We start from the raw sequence: 19,333 nt of genomic DNA, 5'->3' as shown, positions 1-19,333 counted from the left end.
CCCCTCTACAGCGGTTTGGTGAAGCGGAAATGGCTTTGCGTATACCCTTCACGAACATAAAAACGGTGCGCGTCCACGCGCTTCACGCTGGTGGAAAGCTCGGTCAGCTCGGCGCCTGCCTGCCGTGCGACGTCCTCTGCCCAGGCCAGCAGCTGGCTGCCCACTTTTAATCCGCGCGCCTGCGGCATCACCACCAGTTCCTGGATCTCGCCGATCCAGCGGGCGTGGTGCAGGTGAAACTGCATGTGCAGGCCGATCATCCCGATGATCTGCCCGTCCAGCTCGGCCAGCTGGTAGCGCATATTGTGATCCTGCAAGTTGGCCAGATACCCGGCGTGAAACGCCTGATGATCGAACTCGGCCTGCTTAAGTTCGCAGATCAGCGCGTAAACGATCGGCGCATCGTCGGCGGTGGCGGGGCGAAGCTGGCAGTCAGGCATGTTGTTTCTCCTTCTGGCGAATAAGCGATAGAAAGGTCTCGACTGACTGTAGCAAACTTCCGTCGTTATTGAGGAGATGGCAACCCGACGGGGTGTAACGCGCCGCCCGTTCCAGCCGCTGGTCGATCTCGCGCGCGTTTTCGCGCCCCCGCTTTTGCAGCCGGCTACGCAGAACGTCCGGGGAAACCTGCAAACAGACCGGGAGCAGCGCCGCTTCGTACCGGGCGCGAGCCTGCGGGAGATGCGCCCGCGAGCCGTTGACCAGCACGTCAAAGCCCGCGTGCAGCCAGAGGTCGATCTCGATGCCGACGCCATAGTAGTAACCGTTGGCATGCCAGCTCAGCGCCAGCAGGTTTTGCCCGGCGCGGGTAAAAAACTCCTGCTCGCTCAGGGCGATATGGTTTTCACTCCCGGCGTTTGCCGCGCGGGTAATGTAGCGGTGCGCCACCAGCAGCTGTGAATGTTCCCGCTGCCGTAACGCCGACAGCAGGCTGTCCTTCCCGGAGCCGGACGGGCCCATTAACCAGATGAGTCTTCCCATCAGAACACCCTTTTTCCCTGACGCCAGACGTGGTCGATATGAACGTGCTCGCCCTTGCGGTGCGCCAGCACCAGGTCTGCCCGTTTGCCTTCGGCAATCTCACCGCGATCGTGAAGGTTGAGCGCGCTGGCCGGGTTTTTTGTCACCAGGCGAATCGCCTGTGGCAGCGTGAAGCTGTTGCCCTCATCGTCCGCCACCCGGAACGCCGCGTCCAGCAGGCTGGCGGGGTAATAGTCAGAGGAGAGGATATCCAGCAGGCCGAGCGAGGCGAGCTTGCTTGCCGCCACGTTGCCGGAGTGCGACCCGCCGCGTACGATGTTCGGCGCGCCCATCAGGACGTTCATGCCATGCTTACGTGATGCTTCTGCCGCCTCGAACGTGGTGGGAAATTCGGCGATCACGCTCCCAAGCTGGTGGGATTCGCGCACGTGATCGTGCGTGGCGTCATCATGGCTGGCCAGGGCAATATTACGGTCCCGGCACATAGCGGCAATGGAGAGGCGATTCGGCTGCGACCACTGGGCCGCCAGCGCCAGCTGCTCTTCTTCGTAACGGGCCATCTCCGCGTCGCTGAGAGAATATTTGCCCTGATAGTATTCGCGATACTTTTCAATGTTGGCGAACTGGCGCTGTCCCGGCGAGTGATCCATCAGGGAAACCAGCGAGACCGGCTCGCGGCCCACCAGCTTCTCAAACAGCGGCAGGGTGGTGTGGTGCGGCAGCTCGCAGCGCAGGTGCAGGCGGTGCTCGGCGCGGTTGAGGCCGCGCTTTTGCGTCTCCTCCACGGCGTTGATCATCTTCTCCAGGTTCTCCAGGCGATCGCCGCCGTCGCGCACGTCGCCGATCGCCACCGCGTCCAGCACCGTGGTGATGCCGCTGGCGACCATCAGCGCGTCGTGGCTGCTCATCGCTGAATACGCAGGCCAGTCCACCTTCGGGCGCGGGGTGAAGAATTTATCGAGATTATCGGTATGCAGCTCAATCAGCCCCGGTAGCAGCCAGCCGCCTTCGCCGTCCATCGCGTCCGGTGAGCGGCTCTGGGTTTCGGCAAAGGCGCGGATGACACCGTCCCGCACCTCAACCGAGCCGTTCACGACCTCATTTTCCAGCACCAGCCTGACATTATTGATAATCATACGTTTGTCCCCATCGGGTGCAGTCTGTCCGCCACGCGATGGCGTACGGCGTCGTCGTGGAAGATCCCGACGATCGCCGCGCCGCGCGCTTTGGCCTGTTCGATCAGTTCTATCACCGCTGCGCTGTTTTTACTGTCGAGCGAGGCGGTGGGTTCATCCAGGAGTAAAATCGGGTAATCGACGATAAAGCCACGGGCGATGTTGACGCGCTGCTGCTCGCCGCCGGAAAAGGTCGACGGGGCGAGGTGCCACAGACGCTCCGGTACGTTGAGACGCGTCAGCAGGCTGGCGGCTTTAGCGGCGCAGGTTTCGCGCGGCACGCCGAGATCCAGCAGAGGCTGCATGACCACGTCCAGGGCGGAGATCCGCGGGATCACCCGCAGGAACTGGCTGACCCAGCCGATCGTCGAGCGGCGTACTTCCAGCACTTTGCGCGCGGGAGCCTGGACCAGATCAACCCATTCATTGTTATGGCGGATATGGATATGGCCTTCGTCCGGCAGATAATTGGCGTACAGGGAGCGCAGCAGGGTGGATTTTCCGCTGCCGGAATGGCCATGCAGCACCACGCATTCGCCGTTGCTGACCTCTAATGAGGCATTTTGCAGTACCGGCAGGCGGACACCGTTTTGCTGGTGGAGCACAAAGGTTTTACTGACATTTTCAACGTGGATCATGTTGGCCTCTTAATTCTGTAATACCGAGGACACCAGCAGTTGGGTGTACGGATGATGGGGATCGTCGAGCACCCGATCGGTCAGCCCACTTTCCACCACCTGACCCTGCTTCATCACCAGCAGGCGGTCCGCCAGCAGGCGCGCAACGCCTAAATCGTGGGTGACAATCACTACCGCCAGGTTCAGCTCCACCACCAGGCCGCGCAGCAGATCCAGCAGGCGCGCCTGCACGGAGACGTCCAGCCCACCGGTCGGTTCATCCATAAACACCAGCTTCGGATGGGTGACGAGATTGCGGGCAATCTGTAAACGCTGCTGCATGCCGCCGGAGAAGGTTGTCGGCAGGTCGTCGATGCGCGAGGCGGGGATTTCAACCTCTTCCAGCCAGTGCTGCGCCGTGGCGCGGATGTTGCCGTAGTGGCGCGCGCCGGTGGCCATCAGCCGTTCGCCGATGTTGCCCCCCGCCGAGACCTGGCGGCGCAGGCCGTCCATCGGGTGCTGGTGCACCACGCCCCACTCGGTGCGCAGCAGGCGGCGGCGCTCGGCTTCGCTCATGCCATACAGCGACACGCCCTCATACAAAATGTCGCCATTCTGCGGCGTCAGGCGCGCGGAGATGGACTTCAGCAGGGTGGTTTTACCGGAGCCGGACTCGCCGACAATGCCCAGCACTTCGCCCGGCCACAGCTCAAACGACACGTCGCTAAAGCCTTTGCCCGGTGCATAAAGGTGAGTCAGGTTATTAACCGAAAGCAGCGGTTTCATTGGCTGTTCGCCTCGCTCTGTTGGCGGCAGTAATCGGTGTCGGAGCAGACAAACATCCGTTTGCCCGTATCGTCCAGCACCACTTCATCCAGATAGCTATGCTTCGAGCCGCAGATGGCGCACGGCTCGTCCCACTCCTGCACCGTAAACGGGTGATCGTCAAAATCCAGGCTCTCCACACGGGTGTACGGCGGTACGGCGTAGATGCGTTTTTCCCGTCCGGCACCAAAAAGTTGCAGGGCGGGCATCATGTCCATCTTCGGGTTATCGAATTTCGGGATCGGCGACGGGTCCATCACGTAGCGGCCGTTCACCTTCACCGGATAGGCGTAGGTGGTGGCGATATGGCCGAAGCGGGCGATGTCCTCATACAGTTTGACCTGCATGATCCCGTACTCTTCCAGGGCGTGCATGGTGCGGGTTTCGGTTTCCCGCGGCTCGATAAAACGCAGTGGCTCCGGGATCGGCACCTGGAAAATCAAAATCTGATCTTCAGTCAGCGGGGTCTCCGGAATGCGGTGACGGGTCTGGATCAGCGTCGCGTCTTCGGTTTTTTCAGTGGTGTTGACGCCCGTTACGCGCTTAAAGAAGTTGCGGATCGACACGGCGTTGGTGGTGTCGTCTGCCCCCTGGTCGATGACCTTCAGCACGTCCGCTTCGCCGATCACGCTGGCGGTGATCTGAATACCGCCGGTGCCCCAGCCGTAGGGCATCGGCATTTCGCGGCCGCCGAACGGCACCTGGTAGCCGGGGATCGCCACAGCCTTAAGGATGGCGCGGCGGATCATGCGTTTAGTTTGCTCGTCCAGATAGGCAAAGTTGTAGCCGCTTAAGTTAGCCATTGGCGCGCTCCCGTTGCAGGCGTTTCAGCAGTTCCAGTTCGGCCTGGAAATCGACGTAGTGCGGCAGCTTGAGGTGCGAGACAAAGCCGGCGGCCTCAACGTTATCCGCGTGGGCCAGCACGAACTCTTCGTCCTGTGCCGGGCCGGCAATATGCTCGCCGTAGTCCGGCGCCTGGAGCGCACGGTCAACCAGCGCCATCGCCATCGCCTTGCGCTCGCTCAGGCCATACACCAGCCCGTAGCCGCGGGTAAAATGCGGATCTTCATTCTCTGGCGCGACAAAACCGTTGACCATTTCGCACTCGGTCATCAGCAGTTCGCCGATGTTCACCGCAAAACCCAGCTCTTCCGGCACAATTTCGACATCGAGATAACCGCTGCGGATCTCTGCCGCGAACGGGTGGTTGCGCCCGTAGCCGCGCTGCGTGGAGTAGGCCAGCGCCAGCAGATACCCTTCATCGCCGCGCATCAGCTGTTGCAGGCGGGACGAGCGCGAACAGGGATAGACCGGCGGCGTGCGAGTGATGTCATCCGGTGTGCTGCCGGTGTCTTCTTCCGCCTTCGCCAGCCCCTGGTTTGCCAGCAGGCTAAAGACGTGCGGGGAGGCGTCTTGTTCAGCGTCAGAGACGCTGAGCTGCGGTGTTTCACCGTTCGCCAGTAGACTGAAGTCCAGCAGGCGATGGGTGTAGTCGTAGGTCGGACCAAGCAGCTGGCCGCCAGGAATATCTTTGTACACCGCAGAAATACGTCGCTCTAAACGCATTTCCGCCGTTTTCACCGGCTCGCTTACCGCCAGCTTCGCAAGCGTAGTGCGGTAAGCGCGCAGCAGGAAAATGGCTTCCACGTTATCGCCGCTGGCCTGTTTCAGCGCCAGCGCCGCCAGCTCGCGGTCTGCGATGCCGCCTTCGGTCATCACGCGGTCGACGGCCAGGTTTAACTGCTGTTCAATCTGGGCGACGCTCAGCTCGGGTAAGGCGTCATCCCCCCGGCGTCTGTGCGCCTGCAAGGCATGGGCGGCGGCGATCGCCTTCTCGCCCCCTTTGACGGCAACGTACATCAGCACACCTCCACGTGAGTGGTTCTCGGGATCGCCAGCAGGCGCTCGCCGCAGGTCAGGATCAGGTCGATACCGAGCGGGAACGGATGCGGGCGCTCGGTCAGCTCATGAATGATGCACTCCGGCAGCTGGGGGGCGACCATCCGCTCGTCGGCGATCCCTGCCCCCGTCAGGCGTAGCATGCGGCCACCGCTCAGGCTGGAGACCTGCAAAATCAGCGTAGCGCTGGTTTCCGGTGCGACGGCGCTGCCTTCGCTCAGGGCATTAAGTTGTTCATGGCTGATTTGCTCGTCGGCCACGGCGAAGACCGCCTGCTGGGGCTGCTCGACCAGCGGCGCGTTGGTGTGAAAGCGCAGGTTCTGGCTGGCGATATCGTTCAGCAATGCCCCTGACAGCCATACCGGGGTGTCGTTGTCCGCCAGCGTCAGCAGCACGCTGGTAGAGGCGAGGTTCAGCGGCAGCCAGCCCTGGGAGAGCTGGTGCAGCGAGACAATGACGCCCGGCTCGCTCATGGCTTTCAGCAGGCGACGGAAACTCTGTTGGGCATCCTGGACGGCCAGGGTAAAAGCAGGTTGAAGCGTCATGCGTTGTCTCCGCGAACGAGCGTAAAGAAGTCGACCCGGCTGGTATTTACTTCGGCCTGACGCGCGGCAAGGCGTGCGGCGCGGTCAGCTTCCAGCGGGGCAATAAGGGTTTCCATTAACGTCTGAAAATGCGGCTTTTCCTGTAAAAGCGCGTCGATCGCTGCGCAGCGCTCGGCGTGCGTTTTGTCGCGGCCAAGTACGTAGCCGTAGCCCAGCGTGCCGCTTTTCAGGCGGATCACCGCGCGGGTGAGGGTGGCATCGCCGGCGAAGAAGCGCTCGCCGGTGCCGCCCATGCGTGCCTGGATCTGCACCAGGCCGATCTCCGGCGCGCGGATCGTGTCGTAATCCGGCGTCAGGCCGAGCGCGTTCATGCGGGCAGCCAGCGCAGCAGGCTGGCTGTGGGCCAGCACGCGCATCCAGCGCTGACGAGTGGAGGTGTCGAAGTGCATTCAGTGCTCCATGGTAAATTCAATCATGTCGGCGCGGGTCAGGCTGACGGAGTATTCCGTTGCGTTGACGTCGCCGTCACGGTGGTTGAGGGTGCGCACGCAGAGCAGCGGGGCCATGTTGGGGATCTCCAGCACCTTGCTCTCTTTCGCCTGCGCGCGGCGGGCGCTGATGCGCGTCTGGGTGCGTTTGAGCACGATACCCGTCGCGTCCTGAAGAAAATCATGCAGGGAACCGCTGGCGAAATGTTGCAGAACGGGCCAGAGGGTGAGGTCCGCGAAGTAGTGGTCGATCTGACAGACCGCCACGCCGTTCACCCGGCGCAACGTGCGCAGGTGAACGACGTTGTCGCCCTCCTGAATCCCCAGCGCGTCCGCCACGTGGCGGGAGGCCGGGCGCAGGACAGACAGCAGCTTTTCGCTGGTGGGGTGGCTGCCCTGATCGAGAAGGTTCTGGCTAAAACGCGCCTGGGCATTGAGCGGGTAGTCAAACGGACGCATCAGCACCAGCACGCCGACGCCCTGACGACGCTGGACCCAGCCGCGCTCCACCAGTTGATCGATGGCACGACGCAGGGTGTGACGATTCACTTCGTAGCGGTCGGCAAGCTGCTGCTCGGCAGGCAGGTAGTCTCCGCAGCGATAGTGCGTGCGCAGCTCCACTTCGAGCTTTGCCGCAATCTCTTGCCAGCGGGTGGGGTAACTGGTCGGATGTCTGGATAAGTGCATACCAATCAAAGCCTCGCTTCTCAGATGAAGTGCTTACGCAAACGTTGAGAGAGGAAATCCAGCAGGCTGACGGTGACGATGATGAGCACCATCAGGGCGCAGGTTTGCTGGAACTGGAAACCACGAATCGCTTCCCACAGGGTGACGCCAATGCCGCCTGCGCCCACCATGCCGACCACGGTGGCGGAGCGAACGTTGGACTCGAAGCGGTACAGGGAATAGGAGATGAGCAACGGCATCACCTGCGGCAGGACGCCGTACAGGATCTCTTCGATTTTGTTCGCTCCGGTTGCCCGGATGCCTTCCACCGGGCCGGGCTCGATGGCTTCAACCGCTTCGGAGAGCAGCTTGGAGAGCACGCCGGTGGTGTGGATGAACAGCGCCATCACGCCCGCGAACGGACCCAGGCCGACGGCGACCACGAATAGCATCGCAAAGACCATTTCGTTGATGGCGCGACAGGCGTCCATCAGGCGGCGCATCGGCTGGTAAACCCACCATGGCACGATGTTTTCGGCGCTCATCAGGCCAAACGGAATGGAGAGGATCACGGCGAGGGCGGTGCCCCAGACGGCAATTTGCAGGGTGATCGCCATTTCACCGAGGTAGTCCTGCCACTGGCTGAAGTCCGGTGGGAAGAAGTCGGCGGCGAAGGTCGCCATGTTGCCTGAGTCCCTGAAGAGCAGCAGCGGATCCATCTCCGCGCCCTTCCAGGAGATAACGAGCACCGCCAGCAGAACAGCCCAGCTTATGAGCGAGAACCAGCTGCGTTTTGGCGGCGGGAGGGTGATGGTTTGCATGTTGGCTCCTTTGGGTTTAGTCCCCTCTCCCTTGAGGGAGAGGGAGAAAGGCGTTACTGCACCGCTTTATTCACGCTGGTCATGGCGCCGAGCGCGGCGGTCAGGCGGTCAAGATCGTCCAGCTGCGCCTGAATTTCCGACACTTTGCTGGTCTTCTCTTCGTCCTTCAGGCCTTTGTTGTCCTTCACGCCCTGCATCTGCTTGAACAGCGCCAGCTGGCGAATCGGCACCAGCTGCAAATCGCTGGACGCGCGGAACGGTGCCCAGCCCAGACGTGCCAGAACCGCTTTCTCTTCCGGCGTTTTGCCGTAGTTCATAAAGAAGTCGTAGACCTTGTCCTTGGTGTTCTCGGAGAGGTTTTTGCGCCACACGATCGGGTCGCCCGGGATCAGCGGTGATTTCCAGATAACCTTGATTTCCTTCAGCTTGTCCGGCGCGGAGGTCTTCAGCTTGTCGAGGTTTTCAGTGTTGTTGGTAGCAACGTCAACCTGCTTATTCGCCACGGCCAGGGCATTGGTTTCGTGGCTGGCGTTAACCGTGCGCTTAAAGTCGCTGGCGGAGACGTTGTTTTTCGCGAAGACGTAGTAGCCAGGGACGAGGAAGCCGGAGGTAGAGTTCGGGTCGCCGTTACCAAAGGTCAGCTCTTTGCGTTTGGCGAGCATGTCGTTGAGGTTGTTGATCGGGCTGTCTTTGTTAACGATCAGCACGCTCCAGTAGCCCGGAGAGCCGTCTGCCGCAACGGTCTGGGCGAACACCTGGCCGTTCGCGCGATCTACCGCTTCCATAGCAGAGAGGTTGCCATACCAGGCGATGTCGACTTTGTTGAAGCGCATTCCTTGAATGATGCCCGCGTAATCCGGGGCGAAGAACGCGTTCACTTTGATCCCCAGTTTGGTTTCCATATCTTTCAGGAACGGTTCCCACTGGGGTTTCAGGTTCTGCTGTGATTCTGTCGAAATGATGCCAAAGTTCAGTGCTTTTTCCTGCTCCTCGGCGTGGGCCGGGCTTAACAGGGTGCTGATGCTGAACATGCTGGTGAAGGCCAGCGCGGCAACCGTTTTATAGCTCATTTCCATTCCTCGTTATGGGTCGTTATGCAGCCTGCGCGCGCTCTTCGACGCGGTTTACGCTGCGGTAGAGATGGTCAAAACGTTCGTTATCAAACTGGTGGCTTGCGCCATCAAAGAACACATGTCCCTGACGCAGGGCGACGATGCGCTCGCAGTAGCGCAGGGCGTAATCCACCTGATGCAGCGTCACCACCACGGTGATGCCGTCGTTCTGATTGATGTCGCGCAGGGTTTCCATCACGATGCGGGCGGACTCCGGATCCAGCGAGGCGATAGGTTCATCGGCCAGGATAATTTTGGCTTTCTGCATCAGGGCGCGGGCAATGGCGACGCGCTGCTGCTGTCCGCCGGAGAGCGTGGAGACGCGCTGGTGGGCGAAATGCGCCATGCCGACGCGGGTCAGCGCCTGTAAGGCTTCTTGCTTCTGGGATGGGGAGAACCAGCGCAGGCAGGTGCGCCAGAACGGGGTGCTGCCGAGCGCGCCAATCAGCACGTTCTCGAGCACGGACAGGCGGTTCACCAGGTTGAACTGCTGAAAGATATAGCCCGTCTGAGCGCGGCTTTTGCGAATATCGCTCGCCAGACGCCCCGCATGTTGCACGGTGTTCCCCAGCAGTTCGACGCGGCTTTCCGGCGTTTTGTCACAGGTAATCAGGCCGCTCAAGTGACGAAGAAGGGTGGATTTACCTGAACCAGACGGCCCCAACAGCGCCACCATTTCGCCCTGCTGGACGGTCAGATCAACGGCATGCAGCGCCTTGTTGTGATGGAAGGTTTTGCTCAGTTTCTCGACGCGAATGACAGTTTGCATGTGCCCGGCCTCACGATAAATGTGGCCTCATGCTGGCGCATCAATATGACATTCAGGTTAAGTGTTGGTTGCGGGAGTTTGAAGAGTTGAGGGGAGTTTGATGACAATCACCCTAGGCCCGGCCAGCGCAGCGCCACCGGGCGCTGTTGCCGGATGCGCTGCGCTTATGCGGCCTACGATTTAACGACGTTAATCATCCACGGCACGCCGTATTTATCGGTGACTTTCCCGAATCCGTGCGCCCAGAAAGTCTCCTGCCAGGCCATTTCGACATTGCCGCCATCAGAGAGGTTGTCGAACCAGCGTTTGCCTTCATCCACGTCCTGCGTGTCGAGCACCAGCGTAAATCCGGCGTACTGCGTGCTGCTACCGGGTGGCAGACCATCGCTCATCATGATATCGCTTCCGGCAATGCGGACATTAGAGTGGGCGATGGCGGTATCCGGGAAGTTCATGCCTGACGGACAGCCTTCTTCGCTGTTTTCGTCTTTGGGCATTTCGCCGAAGGTGATTTTGTAGAGGAGTTCTGCGCCGACGGCCTGCTGATAGAAGGCGGCCGCCTCCGCACAGTTGCCGGCGAAAGAGATGTAGGGACTTAACGGCATAATCTTTACCTCACGTAAGAAAAGCCCGTTAAGTGTAGTTCCCGAACGCCCGGTAAGCGAAGCGTCACCGGGCGGGACAATCAGTTCTTTTTCACGAACTCAGATTTCAGTTTCATCGGACCGAAGCCGTCAATTTTGCAGTCGATATTATGATCGCCTTCAACCAGACGGATATTTTTAACTTTAGTGCCGATCTTCAGCATGGAGGAGCTGCCTTTTACCTTAAGATCTTTCACAACGGTAACGCTGTCGCCGTCTGCCAGCAGGTTGCCATTCGCGTCTTTCACGATCAGCGCATCGCTGTCCTGCGCAGGCTCCGCATCGTTCCATTCATGGGCGCATTCCGGGCAAACGAACATGCCATTGTCTTCATAGGTGTATTCAGAATTGCATTTCGGGCAGTGTGGAAGTTGCATGTGGGTATCCTCAAAAGTGTTAACACGCTGGAAAACGCCAGCTAAATGACGGCAGTGTGCCGAAAAAGGCAGCGAGTATAACGCAAATCCCCACTTTTGTCGGTGATATTGTTTTATAAAAATAGCGCATAAATGCGCAAGCGATGACACGAACTGTCAGTGAATTAAGGGAAGCGTATGCCCTGAACGGCAGAGATCGTAATCATACTAAATGTATCGAATATTTTATTACAGCAAATTGCTACGCTGTGCCATTTCGGATAAGGTGAAGGAACAAGCCGTTATTTATCTACCCTCCTCTGACGACATACATCTTTTGGCGTCAGGGAATACCTCTCTTTTTTGGTGGGTAAATAACGATGATATATCCTGATGTTTCCTGAAAATGCGTTTTGTCTATTCACTTTTGGCTTTCTGGCCAGGGGATGTTTTACACGTATTACGAGGGTGGGTTTTAAATTCTCATTATCTTCAGTTAGTTGTATTAAATGAACATGTTTTCCATACGTGATCATATAAGCCTGAAAAGTATAATTAAAACATCGTGGCTTAATAAAAGTAATAAATTTGCGTTAAGGGAAGGCTTTTATCATGCACACACAGACCATATTTGAATTAAGCCAGGAAGCTGAACGTTTGTTACAGCTCGCTCTGAACAATCTTGATTCATTAAAATCTATGCCGATTGCAAAGCTGGATAGCACAACCGCTGCCATGAGCGGCGTTAATAACAACGTTTTGCCATTGCATTTTAGCGCACGAGGTGTCGACGCTCAGCAGGCGATGCTGAATAATGAATTACGCAAAATAACCCGCCTCGAAATGGTACTGGCGATTGTGGGTACCATGAAAGCGGGAAAATCGACCACCATTAATGCGATTGTGGGCACGGAAGTGCTGCCGAACCGCAATCGTCCGATGACGGCGCTTCCCACGCTGATCCGCCATACGCCGGGCCAGAAGGAGCCGGTGCTGCATTTTTTGCACGTTTCGCCCATCGATACCCTGATTACCCAGTTGCAGAAAAAACTGTGCGATAAAGATCGCGGCAAGCTGGCGCGGCGTCTGGAAATCGACAAGGACATGAATACGCTGCTGGAGCGCATAGAAAGAGGTGAGGCGTTTGAAAAACATCACCTGGGCGCGGAGCCCATCTTTCATTGTCTGAAAAGCCTGAACGATCTGGTGCGGCTTTCTCAGGCGCTGGGCGTGGAGTTTCCGTTCTCTGAGTATGCCGCGATTGAACATATTCCGGTGATTGAGGTGGAGTTTGTGCATCTCGCCGGTCTGGATGCGCACCTGGGGCAACTGACGCTGCTCGACACGCCGGGGCCGAACGAGGCCGGTCAGCCGCACCTGCAAAAAATGCTCAATGAGCAGTTGGCGCGCGCCTCCGCCGTTCTGGCGGTGATGGACTACACCCAGCTTAAATCCATTTCTGATGCTGAGGTTCGTCAGGCAATTTCGGCTGCCGGGAAATCCGTGCCGCTTTACGCCCTGGTCAACAAATTCGATCAGAAAGATCGTAATAGCGACGATGAAGAGCAGGTGCGGGCGATGATTTCCGGCACGCTGATGAAAGGGAATATTTCTCCGGGGCAAATTTATCCGGTCTCTTCCATGTGGGCCTATCTGGCAAACCGCGCCCGCTATGAGATGAACGTCCATGGGCGCCTTCCCGATCATCAGGATCAGCGTTGGGTACAGGATTTTGCCGAGGCCGCGCTGGGCCGCCGCTGGCGAACGGCCGACCTGGACGATATTGGCCATATTCGCCATGCGGCGGATCTGCTGTGGGAGGATTCGCTGTTCGAACAGCCCATCCGCAAACTGATTTACGCGGCTTACGCCAACGCCTCACTGTTCGCTTTACGGTCGGCATCGCATAAGCTGCTGAACTATGCGCAAAATGCCAGAGAATACCTGGACTTTCGCCATCAGGGACTGACGGTCGCTTTTGATGAGCTGGAGCTGAATATTGCGCGCCTGGAAGAGGATATGACGATGCTGCGTCAGCGGCAGAGCGTGGTGAGCGATGAGGTCCAGCATGAAGTTGAAGAGGCGCTCAACGCAACGGATGCTTTTCTGCTTCGCCAGAAAGATGAACTTCACCAGGCGCTGGGCGACATTTTTAGCCGCCCGTCTATTCTTGACTTAGCAGGCCGCGAGCCATCCAGTTTGCGTGAAGACGACGCGGATGCGATCCAGCAGCTGGTGCTTGACGATGAAGGGCAGGCGCAGATTGTCCTGAGCAAGATCCGATCGTCATGCGAGCAGATTATGCTGAATGCGCAGAGCAGAATTGGCCGGGAGCTGGCGTTACGCTTCGATCAGCTGGAGTCTACGCTCGCCCGATCGTTGAATGAGGCGATGCGACCCATCGAGACGCGAATTAAGGAACAGCTCAGTCATGCCGGATTTCGGGCGCGGATTAGCTTCCCGGCGTTTCAGGCAAACCAGCTTAATTTCAATACGCGCGGGTTATTTAATGATGCCATTGTGCAGGACACCCCTCCCGCCAGTCAGCCAGCAGGGGCAGGCAGCGTACGTAATACCGTCTCGCGCTGGCTCAATAATCCCGGCTGGGGCTGGGAGGAGTATGTCGTGACGCGCACACGCTATGTCATCGACATCGCTCAGCTTCATGGCAAATTTACGCAACATACCGATCAGTTTTGCGATCAAATTCGTAAAGCTTTGGCCGCGCAGGTCGATGTCTCTGTTACGGCAGGTATGGCAACGTTCTTTGCAGAGTTTTCGTTGTGCCTGACCGGGTTACAGGAAAGCTTGCGTGATAGCCTTGCCGTTCGGCAGCAGAATGAGCATTCAACCCGGGCGCTTAGCCAGTTGTTGAAGCAAAGTATGACCACTGCGGCGTGGATTCAGGAAGATACCCGACTGTTACGCGATGATATTCAAACCTTATTCGCGGCAGAGCAACCATGACAACACAGCTACTGGACGGTCCCGGGCGGACGCTGGAGTGTATTCATCCAAAATTTATGGTCGATTTGGTCCAGGGGGCGGATGCTGCACGTCACGCCCTCCTGGGGCCACAGCAACTACAATTTCGTGAGCGTTTGACGCAGGAGATCATTACGCAGACCCGGCTGCGGCCGTGGGCAATGGCGGGAATGCTCAACGAAAATGCAGCACTGCGGCTGGGTCTGGCGGAGAAACTTGCCGGTATGCTCGACCCCGGACACCTTGCGCTGACCCGTATGTCCGACAGGCTGGTAGCCCTGCGCCAGCAGGTGAATCCACGCCTCCCTCAACCTCCCGGATTGTTGCAACAGTACGAGGAGCTCTCCGCACATTTCAACCAGCGTGCCGCCTATAAAGAGAAAGCGCTCGCGCAGCGCGGTCTTACGGTTCAGGCGGGTGAGCACAGCGAGCAAATTTTTACCCGCTGGCGAGCCGGGCAGTATGACGGCTGGTCGCTGGCTGGCCGCTGCTTTATCGTGCTGGAAGAGTTGCGCTGGGGGGCGTTTGGCGATGCCTGTCGTCTGGCGAATAGTGATGTGGCGGCCATGCTGAAAGATAACCTGCGCAGCATGGCCGCAAATTATCTGGCACAGGAGATTAATGCTTCTCCCACCACCCGGCATTTTTACCATCAGTGGCTGACGACGCCCGCTTCTCCCGGTCTGATTGATTATAAAGATATGCTGGGCTGGCTGGGGGACTGGTGTCAGGCGGAAAAACATCCGGTGAGCTGGTCAGTGACGCAGAGCTGGCAAACGGTCGCGCTGGGGATGCCAAGACTCTGTTCGGCAAAACGGCTTGTGGATGGCATGGTGGAAGAGATATTTGGTACGTGATTGCCCCCCCTCTTTTTAAAGAGGGGGGCGAAAGGGTTAGTGGTGCATTTCTACCGCTTCATGTTCTGTCCGGGACTCAGGCACATGCCCAAAGCGTCTGGCGTACAGTGCCGTGATGATAGGGACCAGAATTGCCGTCACAATCACGCTGGCGGCAACCAGAGCCGTGGCGGAAGCGGCTACGGGTTCAAAGGCCGGGTTAATCTGGGCGATAATCACCGGGTTGGCTACCGCAGCGCCTGCGGCCGAAGAGGCGGCCACACCCGCGGTTCCGTTGCCGCCCCCGATGACGCGGTCTGCAATAATCAGCGGAATACCCGTGATGACGATGACGGCAACACCCAGCACAATACCCAGCAGGCCGGTTTCCAGAATTACGTTCAGGTTGATGGTATTGCCCAACGCGAAGCCGAAGAACGGGATCAGTACCGGGGTGGCTTTGCTGAAGAAATCGCGCAGATCGTGATCGAGGTTACCCAGCGCAAAACCAATCAGGAACGGCAGGATCGCCCCGACAAAATGGTGTAGTTCAAAGGAGGCAAGGCCAGCAGAACCCAGAATCAACATCGTCATCAGTGGACCCGACTCCAGGGACATCAGCACGAACGCGCCCGATTCTTCTTTGGTGCCATATTGATTCATCAGGCTGGCATAGAGACCGCCGTTGGTCATATCCATTGCTGAGACAATGGCCAGAACGGATAATCCGGCGAAGAAGCCAGTCTGAATTCCATTCTCCGGAATGAACATCGCACAGATCATGGCAACAACCCAGGCGACCGCAATTTTAGTAATGACCAACGTCCCTGATTTACGTAATACCGTACCTGTTGCACGCAAGTTAATAGATGCGCCGATGCAAAAGAACCAGACTGCCAGAATCGGTACCGTTCCGGTGATCATACCTTTTGTAAAACCGCCAAAATAAGCACCGGTATTCGGGGCCAGCGTATTTAATATCGCGCCAAGTACCAGCGGGACCAGCATCATCCCGCCCGGGATGCGTTCTATAGTTGCTTTAATCTTCATCATTAACCCTCACATCTCGCCCGCGTGGCTGGCGGAAATCTCAAAAATAGATCAACAAATTCAAATGATTGCCTTTTTGGAAGCCAATCGATTCGTTACTTATGCTGTAAAGTGAAATTAAGGCGTTCAGTATTCCTTCATTTGAAAGCCGCTGAGATATCGTGTTCGGATTTATCATGCGATCTTTGGAATTGCGATTCAATCAAAACGAAACACTGTTTTAGTTATCTCCGTCACATATTGAATGGAAACAGGATTGCCCACGATTAATAATTAAATTTTGTGTAAATTCGCTGTGAAGAAATGTGATTGTATTTTGTTTGGGAATGAATAATAACGGGCGTTAAGATCTGTTTGATAAGGGGGTTGAGAATGACCTTACTTATCGTGAATTGACAAAAGCTGAAGGCATCTTACGAACAGGAAAAATATATGTGAAGTTGATCACATATATAAACGCTGGTAGGGTAAAAAGGTCTTTAACTGCCCAGACAGGCGTCAACAGGTTCGGTTGTATTGAGGTAAAACGTCAATGTAAGTAAACCTGCTACGCTTGAATAAGGAGATTCGCATGGAGCGGATCTCTGGTTCACAGCTTGCAAAATGCGCTGTGAAACGGACGGGGCTGAGTCTACGAGGAAAGCTATGCTTAGAAGGAAAAAAGTAAAACCCATCACGCTGCGCGATGTCACCATTATTGATGACGCGAAACTGCGCAAAGCGATTACAGCGGCCTCGCTCGGTAATGCGATGGAGTGGTTCGATTTTGGTGTTTACGGCTTTGTGGCCTATGCACTTGGTAAAGTGTTCTTCCCCGGTGCCGATCCCAGCTTGCAGATGATTGCCGCGCTGGGTACGTTCTCCGTTCCCTTCCTGATTCGCCCTCTTGGTGGTCTTTTCTTCGGCATGCTGGGTGATAAATATGGTCGCCAGAAAATCCTGGCTATTACCATTGTCATCATGTCGATAAGTACATTCTGTATCGGCCTTATTCCGTCGTATGCGACTATTGGTATATGGGCGCCGATTCTGCTGTTGATCTGTAAGATGGCGCAGGGCTTCTCCGTTGGCGGCGAATATACCGGTGCATCGATTTTTGTCGCCGAATATTCTCCGGACCGTAAACGCGGCTTTATGGGCAGCTGGCTGGACTTTGGTTCGATTGCCGGATTCGTCATGGGCGCGGGGGTTGTCGTTCTGATCTCAACCGTAGTGGGTGAAGAGAACTTCCTTGACTGGGGCTGGCGTATTCCGTTCTTCCTGGCGCTGCCGCTGGGCATCATTGGGCTTTACCTGCGTCACGCCCTGGAAGAGACGCCTGCGTTCCAGCAGCACGTTGAAAAGCTGGAGCAGGGTGACCGTGAAGGGTTACAGGATGGCCCGAAAGTGTCGTTCAAGGAGATTGCGACCAAACACTGGCGCAGCCTGCTGACCTGTATTGGTCTGGTGATTTCCACCAACGTCACCTATTACATGCTGCTGACCTACATGCCGAGCTACCTGTCGCATAACCTGCACTACTCGGAAGACCACGGTGTGCTGATTATTATCGCCATCATGGTAGGTATGCTGTTTGTGCAGCCGATTATGGGTCTGTTGAGCGACCGCTTTGGCCGTAAGCCATTCATTATTCTCGGCAGCGTCGCCTTGTTCGCACTGGCAATTCCGGCCTTTATTCTGATTAACAGCAATGTGCTGGGGCTGATTTTCGCCGGTCTGCTGATGCTGGCAGTGATCCTTAACTGCTTCATCGGGGTGATGGCTTCTACGCTGCCGGCAATGTTCCCGACGCATATTCGCTACAGTGCGCTGGCGGCAGCCTTTAATATCTCCGTTCTGATTGCGGGCCTGACGCCGACACTTGCTGCTTCACTGGTGGAGAGCACGCAGAACCTGATGATGCCTGCTTACTATCTGATGGTCATTGCGGTGGTCGGCCTGATTACCGGTATTACCATGAAGGAGACGGCGAATCGTCCCCTGAAAGGGGCAACGCCTGCGGCGTCTGATATTCAGGAAGCGAAAGAGATCCTGCGTGAGCACTACGATAATGTAGAGCAGAAGATTGAAGATATTGACGCAGAGATCGAGGCGCTCCAGAAAAAACGTTCTCGCCTGGTTGACCAGCATCCGAGAATTAACGAGTGATAAAAAAACCCGCCGCTGGCGGGTTTTCTTTTATTAGCATCCTGCGGCGATGTAGTCGCCGCCAGCGCTGACGGGGATCACCGTCAGGAACAGGACCGTCGCGAACAGTATCAGAACAACCCCTCCGGCAATTTTGACCATCGGCATTATCCAGTTCAGGGACGTGCCGCCACCAAACCAGGCTACTGTGCGTTCACGTGCGTAACGTACTGCCAGCGACAGCCCCATAATCGACAGCGCCGTGCCCAGCGACATTGTCATCACAGCAGCAATCCCCCAGCTAATAATGCCGAGCGCATTCGAGAACATCAGGATCATAATTGCCCCGCTGCACGGGCGTGCGCCTATGGCCAGCACCACGCCCAGACGGGTTTTCCAGTCGCTTTTAGCCAGATCCACCCCTACGCCGTGATGGCCGCAGCCACAATGTTCATTATGCTGGTGAAGCGGCTTGATGGCGCTAATCGCCATTTTGCGCGGACGCAGGCTGCTGAGCGCCTGATAAATGATAAATGCACCGAAGGCGGCAATCAGTAGGGCGCTGATTTTCTCGACGTACCAACGGCTGGTGCTGATATCCCCTGACGCGAGGTTCAATCCAACCGCCAGGATAAAGACAAAGGCGATTGCGCTGACGCCCTGCATCAGGCTACCGATAAACGGTACGACGCGCGCCGCGAGCTGGCTCTCTTTATTGGTGGTGAGATACGTGGTGACGATGAATTTGCCGTGTCCCGGTCCAACGGCATGGAGTACACCATAAAGAAACGCACCGGTTAACAACCACAGCCCACCGCTGTACTGATGATTATTAAGTTGCAGCAAATACATCACCAGATAACGGTGCAGGGTGATCTGGGTGGCGAGGCACCACTGAATAAAAGCATTCCAGTGCTCATGCAGCGCAAAACCTGCCATAAGTAACACCAGCACGGCGAGCCCGGCAGTTGGGAGACGCCAGTCACGTTGAAGTCGTTGTGTCGTCATGAGGTTGACCCGCGAGAGAAATATTTGCCGCTAGTATAGTGTTCAAATCGCTGAATCACACCGGGATCGTCAATGGATTGTGGATAAGTCTGTGCGTAAAAAGGTATAAGGCGGGGTTTTGCTGGGGAATACAGCAGTCAGTCATTTTTTTGCAACTTTTCTGTTGCGGTCGCTCGGGAACTCCCTATAATGCGCCTCCATCGACACGGCGGATGTGAATCACTTCACAAACAGCCCGGTCGGTTGAAGAGAAAAAATCCTGAAATAACGGGTTGACTCTGAAAGAGGAAAGCGTAATATACGCCACCTCGCAACGGTGAGCGAAAGCCGCGTTGCACTGCTCTTTAACAATTTATCAGACAATCTGTGTGGGCACTCAAAGTGACATGGATTCTTAACGTCCTCGGACGAAAAATGAATACCAAGTCT

Annotated in this window: 20 protein-coding genes; 3 read left to right on the top strand and 17 right to left on the bottom strand. The window is 56.9% G+C overall.

Annotated features, from left to right (window positions below; translation table 11 throughout):
* Nucleotides 1-5: 5 nt before the first annotated feature.
* The 15 genes from phnO to ACOTX4_RS20730 form a co-directional block, all read right to left on the bottom strand.
* Nucleotides 6-440 (bottom strand): aminoalkylphosphonate N-acetyltransferase, encoded by a 435-nt coding sequence (gene phnO, locus ACOTX4_RS20800; protein WP_015570217.1) that lies wholly within the window; start codon nt 438-440, stop codon nt 6-8.
* On the bottom strand, nt 433-984 hold the full coding sequence (phnN, locus tag ACOTX4_RS20795) for a ribose 1,5-bisphosphokinase (RefSeq protein WP_086531977.1): 552 nt from the start codon (nt 982-984) through the stop codon (nt 433-435). Before phnN ends, phnO begins: the two co-directional genes overlap by 8 nt.
* Nucleotides 981-2,117 carry an alpha-D-ribose 1-methylphosphonate 5-triphosphate diphosphatase gene (gene phnM / locus ACOTX4_RS20790; RefSeq protein WP_045331398.1) on the bottom strand — a complete coding sequence of 379 codons (1,137 nt, stop codon included), beginning with the start codon at nt 2,115-2,117 and terminating at the stop codon, nt 981-983. Before phnM ends, phnN begins: the two co-directional genes overlap by 4 nt.
* Nucleotides 2,114-2,794: a phosphonate C-P lyase system protein PhnL gene (gene phnL / locus ACOTX4_RS20785; RefSeq protein ID WP_003860227.1), complete on the bottom strand. Its 681-nt coding sequence runs from the start codon at nt 2,792-2,794 to the stop codon at nt 2,114-2,116. The genes phnM and phnL overlap by 4 nt, the downstream gene beginning before the upstream one ends.
* A gap of 9 nt (nt 2,795-2,803) precedes the next feature.
* Complete coding sequence (phnK, locus tag ACOTX4_RS20780; RefSeq protein WP_003860225.1) at nt 2,804-3,559, bottom strand: phosphonate C-P lyase system protein PhnK; 756 nt, start codon at nt 3,557-3,559, stop codon at nt 2,804-2,806.
* Nucleotides 3,556-4,401, bottom strand: coding sequence for an alpha-D-ribose 1-methylphosphonate 5-phosphate C-P-lyase PhnJ (phnJ, locus tag ACOTX4_RS20775; protein ID WP_006810438.1), 846 nt, complete (start codon nt 4,399-4,401; stop codon nt 3,556-3,558). The genes phnK and phnJ overlap by 4 nt, the downstream gene beginning before the upstream one ends.
* On the bottom strand, nt 4,394-5,458 hold the full coding sequence (locus tag ACOTX4_RS20770) for a carbon-phosphorus lyase complex subunit PhnI (RefSeq protein ID WP_023315237.1): 1,065 nt from the start codon (nt 5,456-5,458) through the stop codon (nt 4,394-4,396). The genes phnJ and ACOTX4_RS20770 overlap by 8 nt, the downstream gene beginning before the upstream one ends.
* Nucleotides 5,458-6,042 carry a phosphonate C-P lyase system protein PhnH gene (phnH, locus tag ACOTX4_RS20765; RefSeq protein WP_003860219.1) on the bottom strand — a complete coding sequence of 195 codons (585 nt, stop codon included), beginning with the start codon at nt 6,040-6,042 and terminating at the stop codon, nt 5,458-5,460. The genes ACOTX4_RS20770 and phnH overlap by 1 nt, the downstream gene beginning before the upstream one ends.
* Complete coding sequence (gene phnG, locus ACOTX4_RS20760) at nt 6,039-6,491, bottom strand: phosphonate C-P lyase system protein PhnG (RefSeq protein ID WP_048245142.1); 453 nt, start codon at nt 6,489-6,491, stop codon at nt 6,039-6,041. The genes phnH and phnG overlap by 4 nt, the downstream gene beginning before the upstream one ends.
* Entirely contained in the window at nt 6,492-7,217 is a 726-nt protein-coding gene (gene phnF / locus ACOTX4_RS20755; RefSeq protein ID WP_003860215.1) for a phosphonate metabolism transcriptional regulator PhnF, read from the bottom strand.
* Nucleotides 7,218-7,237: 20 nt separating this feature from the next.
* Nucleotides 7,238-8,017, bottom strand: a complete 780-nt coding sequence (gene phnE, locus ACOTX4_RS20750) for a phosphonate ABC transporter, permease protein PhnE (protein ID WP_023302942.1) — start codon at nt 8,015-8,017, stop codon at nt 7,238-7,240.
* 53 nt (nt 8,018-8,070) lie between these two features.
* Nucleotides 8,071-9,087: a phosphonate ABC transporter substrate-binding protein gene (gene phnD, locus ACOTX4_RS20745; protein ID WP_003860211.1), complete on the bottom strand. Its 1,017-nt coding sequence runs from the start codon at nt 9,085-9,087 to the stop codon at nt 8,071-8,073.
* A gap of 22 nt (nt 9,088-9,109) precedes the next feature.
* Nucleotides 9,110-9,898, bottom strand: a complete 789-nt coding sequence (gene phnC / locus ACOTX4_RS20740; protein ID WP_421635423.1) for a phosphonate ABC transporter ATP-binding protein — start codon at nt 9,896-9,898, stop codon at nt 9,110-9,112.
* Between the two features lie 173 nt (nt 9,899-10,071).
* Nucleotides 10,072-10,503, bottom strand: a complete 432-nt coding sequence (gene yjdN, locus ACOTX4_RS20735; RefSeq protein WP_023315239.1) for a VOC family metalloprotein YjdN — start codon at nt 10,501-10,503, stop codon at nt 10,072-10,074.
* Between the two features lie 80 nt (nt 10,504-10,583).
* Entirely contained in the window at nt 10,584-10,919 is a 336-nt protein-coding gene (locus ACOTX4_RS20730; RefSeq protein WP_003860206.1) for a zinc ribbon domain-containing protein YjdM, read from the bottom strand.
* Nucleotides 10,920-11,510: 591 nt separating this feature from the next.
* Here ACOTX4_RS20730 and crfC point away from each other — a divergent pair.
* Both crfC and ACOTX4_RS20720 read left to right on the top strand, forming a co-directional pair.
* Nucleotides 11,511-13,865 (top strand): clamp-binding protein CrfC, encoded by a 2,355-nt coding sequence (crfC, locus tag ACOTX4_RS20725; protein ID WP_023324027.1) that lies wholly within the window; start codon nt 11,511-11,513, stop codon nt 13,863-13,865.
* Entirely contained in the window at nt 13,862-14,740 is an 879-nt protein-coding gene (locus ACOTX4_RS20720; RefSeq protein WP_003860203.1) for a diguanylate cyclase regulator RdcB family protein, read from the top strand. Before crfC ends, ACOTX4_RS20720 begins: the two co-directional genes overlap by 4 nt.
* A gap of 36 nt (nt 14,741-14,776) precedes the next feature.
* Here ACOTX4_RS20720 and kdgT read toward each other — a convergent pair whose 3' ends face one another.
* A complete protein-coding gene (kdgT, locus tag ACOTX4_RS20715) occupies nt 14,777-15,769 on the bottom strand; it encodes a 2-keto-3-deoxygluconate transporter (protein WP_003860201.1) in 993 nt (330 codons plus the stop codon).
* A gap of 645 nt (nt 15,770-16,414) precedes the next feature.
* On the opposite strand from kdgT, the gene proP reads away from it, so the two are divergent.
* Nucleotides 16,415-17,917: a glycine betaine/L-proline transporter ProP gene (gene proP / locus ACOTX4_RS20710; protein WP_003860199.1), complete on the top strand. Its 1,503-nt coding sequence runs from the start codon at nt 16,415-16,417 to the stop codon at nt 17,915-17,917.
* 33 nt (nt 17,918-17,950) lie between these two features.
* On the opposite strand, the gene ACOTX4_RS20705 is transcribed toward proP, so the two are convergent.
* Nucleotides 17,951-18,904 (bottom strand): nickel/cobalt transporter, encoded by a 954-nt coding sequence (locus ACOTX4_RS20705; protein ID WP_032608267.1) that lies wholly within the window; start codon nt 18,902-18,904, stop codon nt 17,951-17,953.
* Nucleotides 18,905-19,333 lie beyond the last annotated feature (429 nt).

The organism is Enterobacter cloacae complex sp. IR5459 (assembly GCF_049238005.1).
GTDB classification, from domain to species: Bacteria; Pseudomonadota; Gammaproteobacteria; order Enterobacterales; family Enterobacteriaceae; genus Enterobacter; species Enterobacter hormaechei_C.
Note: the sequence above shows the minus strand (reverse complement) of the source record. Positions and strands in the feature narration are given on the sequence as shown.

What these genes read in the sequence shown, in the direction of transcription:
- phnG (WP_048245142.1), bottom strand. Translation starts at nt 6,491, where the DNA reads ATGCACTTCGACACCTCCACTCGTCAGCGCTGGATGCGCGTGCTGGCC.
- phnH (WP_003860219.1), bottom strand. Translation starts at nt 6,042, where the DNA reads ATGACGCTTCAACCTGCTTTTACCCTGGCCGTCCAGGATGCCCAACAG.
- phnE (WP_023302942.1), bottom strand. Translation starts at nt 8,017, where the DNA reads ATGCAAACCATCACCCTCCCGCCGCCAAAACGCAGCTGGTTCTCGCTC.
- ACOTX4_RS20730 (WP_003860206.1), bottom strand. Translation starts at nt 10,919, where the DNA reads ATGCAACTTCCACACTGCCCGAAATGCAATTCTGAATACACCTATGAA.
- phnF (WP_003860215.1), bottom strand. Translation starts at nt 7,217, where the DNA reads ATGCACTTATCCAGACATCCGACCAGTTACCCCACCCGCTGGCAAGAG.
- ACOTX4_RS20770 (WP_023315237.1), bottom strand. Translation starts at nt 5,458, where the DNA reads ATGTACGTTGCCGTCAAAGGGGGCGAGAAGGCGATCGCCGCCGCCCAT.
- phnC (WP_421635423.1), bottom strand. Translation starts at nt 9,898, where the DNA reads ATGCAAACTGTCATTCGCGTCGAGAAACTGAGCAAAACCTTCCATCAC.
- phnK (WP_003860225.1), bottom strand. Translation starts at nt 3,559, where the DNA reads ATGAAACCGCTGCTTTCGGTTAATAACCTGACTCACCTTTATGCACCG.
- proP (WP_003860199.1), top strand. Translation starts at nt 16,415, where the DNA reads ATGCTTAGAAGGAAAAAAGTAAAACCCATCACGCTGCGCGATGTCACC.
- yjdN (WP_023315239.1), bottom strand. Translation starts at nt 10,503, where the DNA reads ATGCCGTTAAGTCCCTACATCTCTTTCGCCGGCAACTGTGCGGAGGCG.
- kdgT (WP_003860201.1), bottom strand. Translation starts at nt 15,769, where the DNA reads ATGAAGATTAAAGCAACTATAGAACGCATCCCGGGCGGGATGATGCTG.
- ACOTX4_RS20720 (WP_003860203.1), top strand. Translation starts at nt 13,862, where the DNA reads ATGACAACACAGCTACTGGACGGTCCCGGGCGGACGCTGGAGTGTATT.
- phnM (WP_045331398.1), bottom strand. Translation starts at nt 2,117, where the DNA reads ATGATTATCAATAATGTCAGGCTGGTGCTGGAAAATGAGGTCGTGAAC.
- phnD (WP_003860211.1), bottom strand. Translation starts at nt 9,087, where the DNA reads ATGAGCTATAAAACGGTTGCCGCGCTGGCCTTCACCAGCATGTTCAGC.
- phnO (WP_015570217.1), bottom strand. Translation starts at nt 440, where the DNA reads ATGCCTGACTGCCAGCTTCGCCCCGCCACCGCCGACGATGCGCCGATC.
- phnJ (WP_006810438.1), bottom strand. Translation starts at nt 4,401, where the DNA reads ATGGCTAACTTAAGCGGCTACAACTTTGCCTATCTGGACGAGCAAACT.
- ACOTX4_RS20705 (WP_032608267.1), bottom strand. Translation starts at nt 18,904, where the DNA reads ATGACGACACAACGACTTCAACGTGACTGGCGTCTCCCAACTGCCGGG.
- phnL (WP_003860227.1), bottom strand. Translation starts at nt 2,794, where the DNA reads ATGATCCACGTTGAAAATGTCAGTAAAACCTTTGTGCTCCACCAGCAA.
- crfC (WP_023324027.1), top strand. Translation starts at nt 11,511, where the DNA reads ATGCACACACAGACCATATTTGAATTAAGCCAGGAAGCTGAACGTTTG.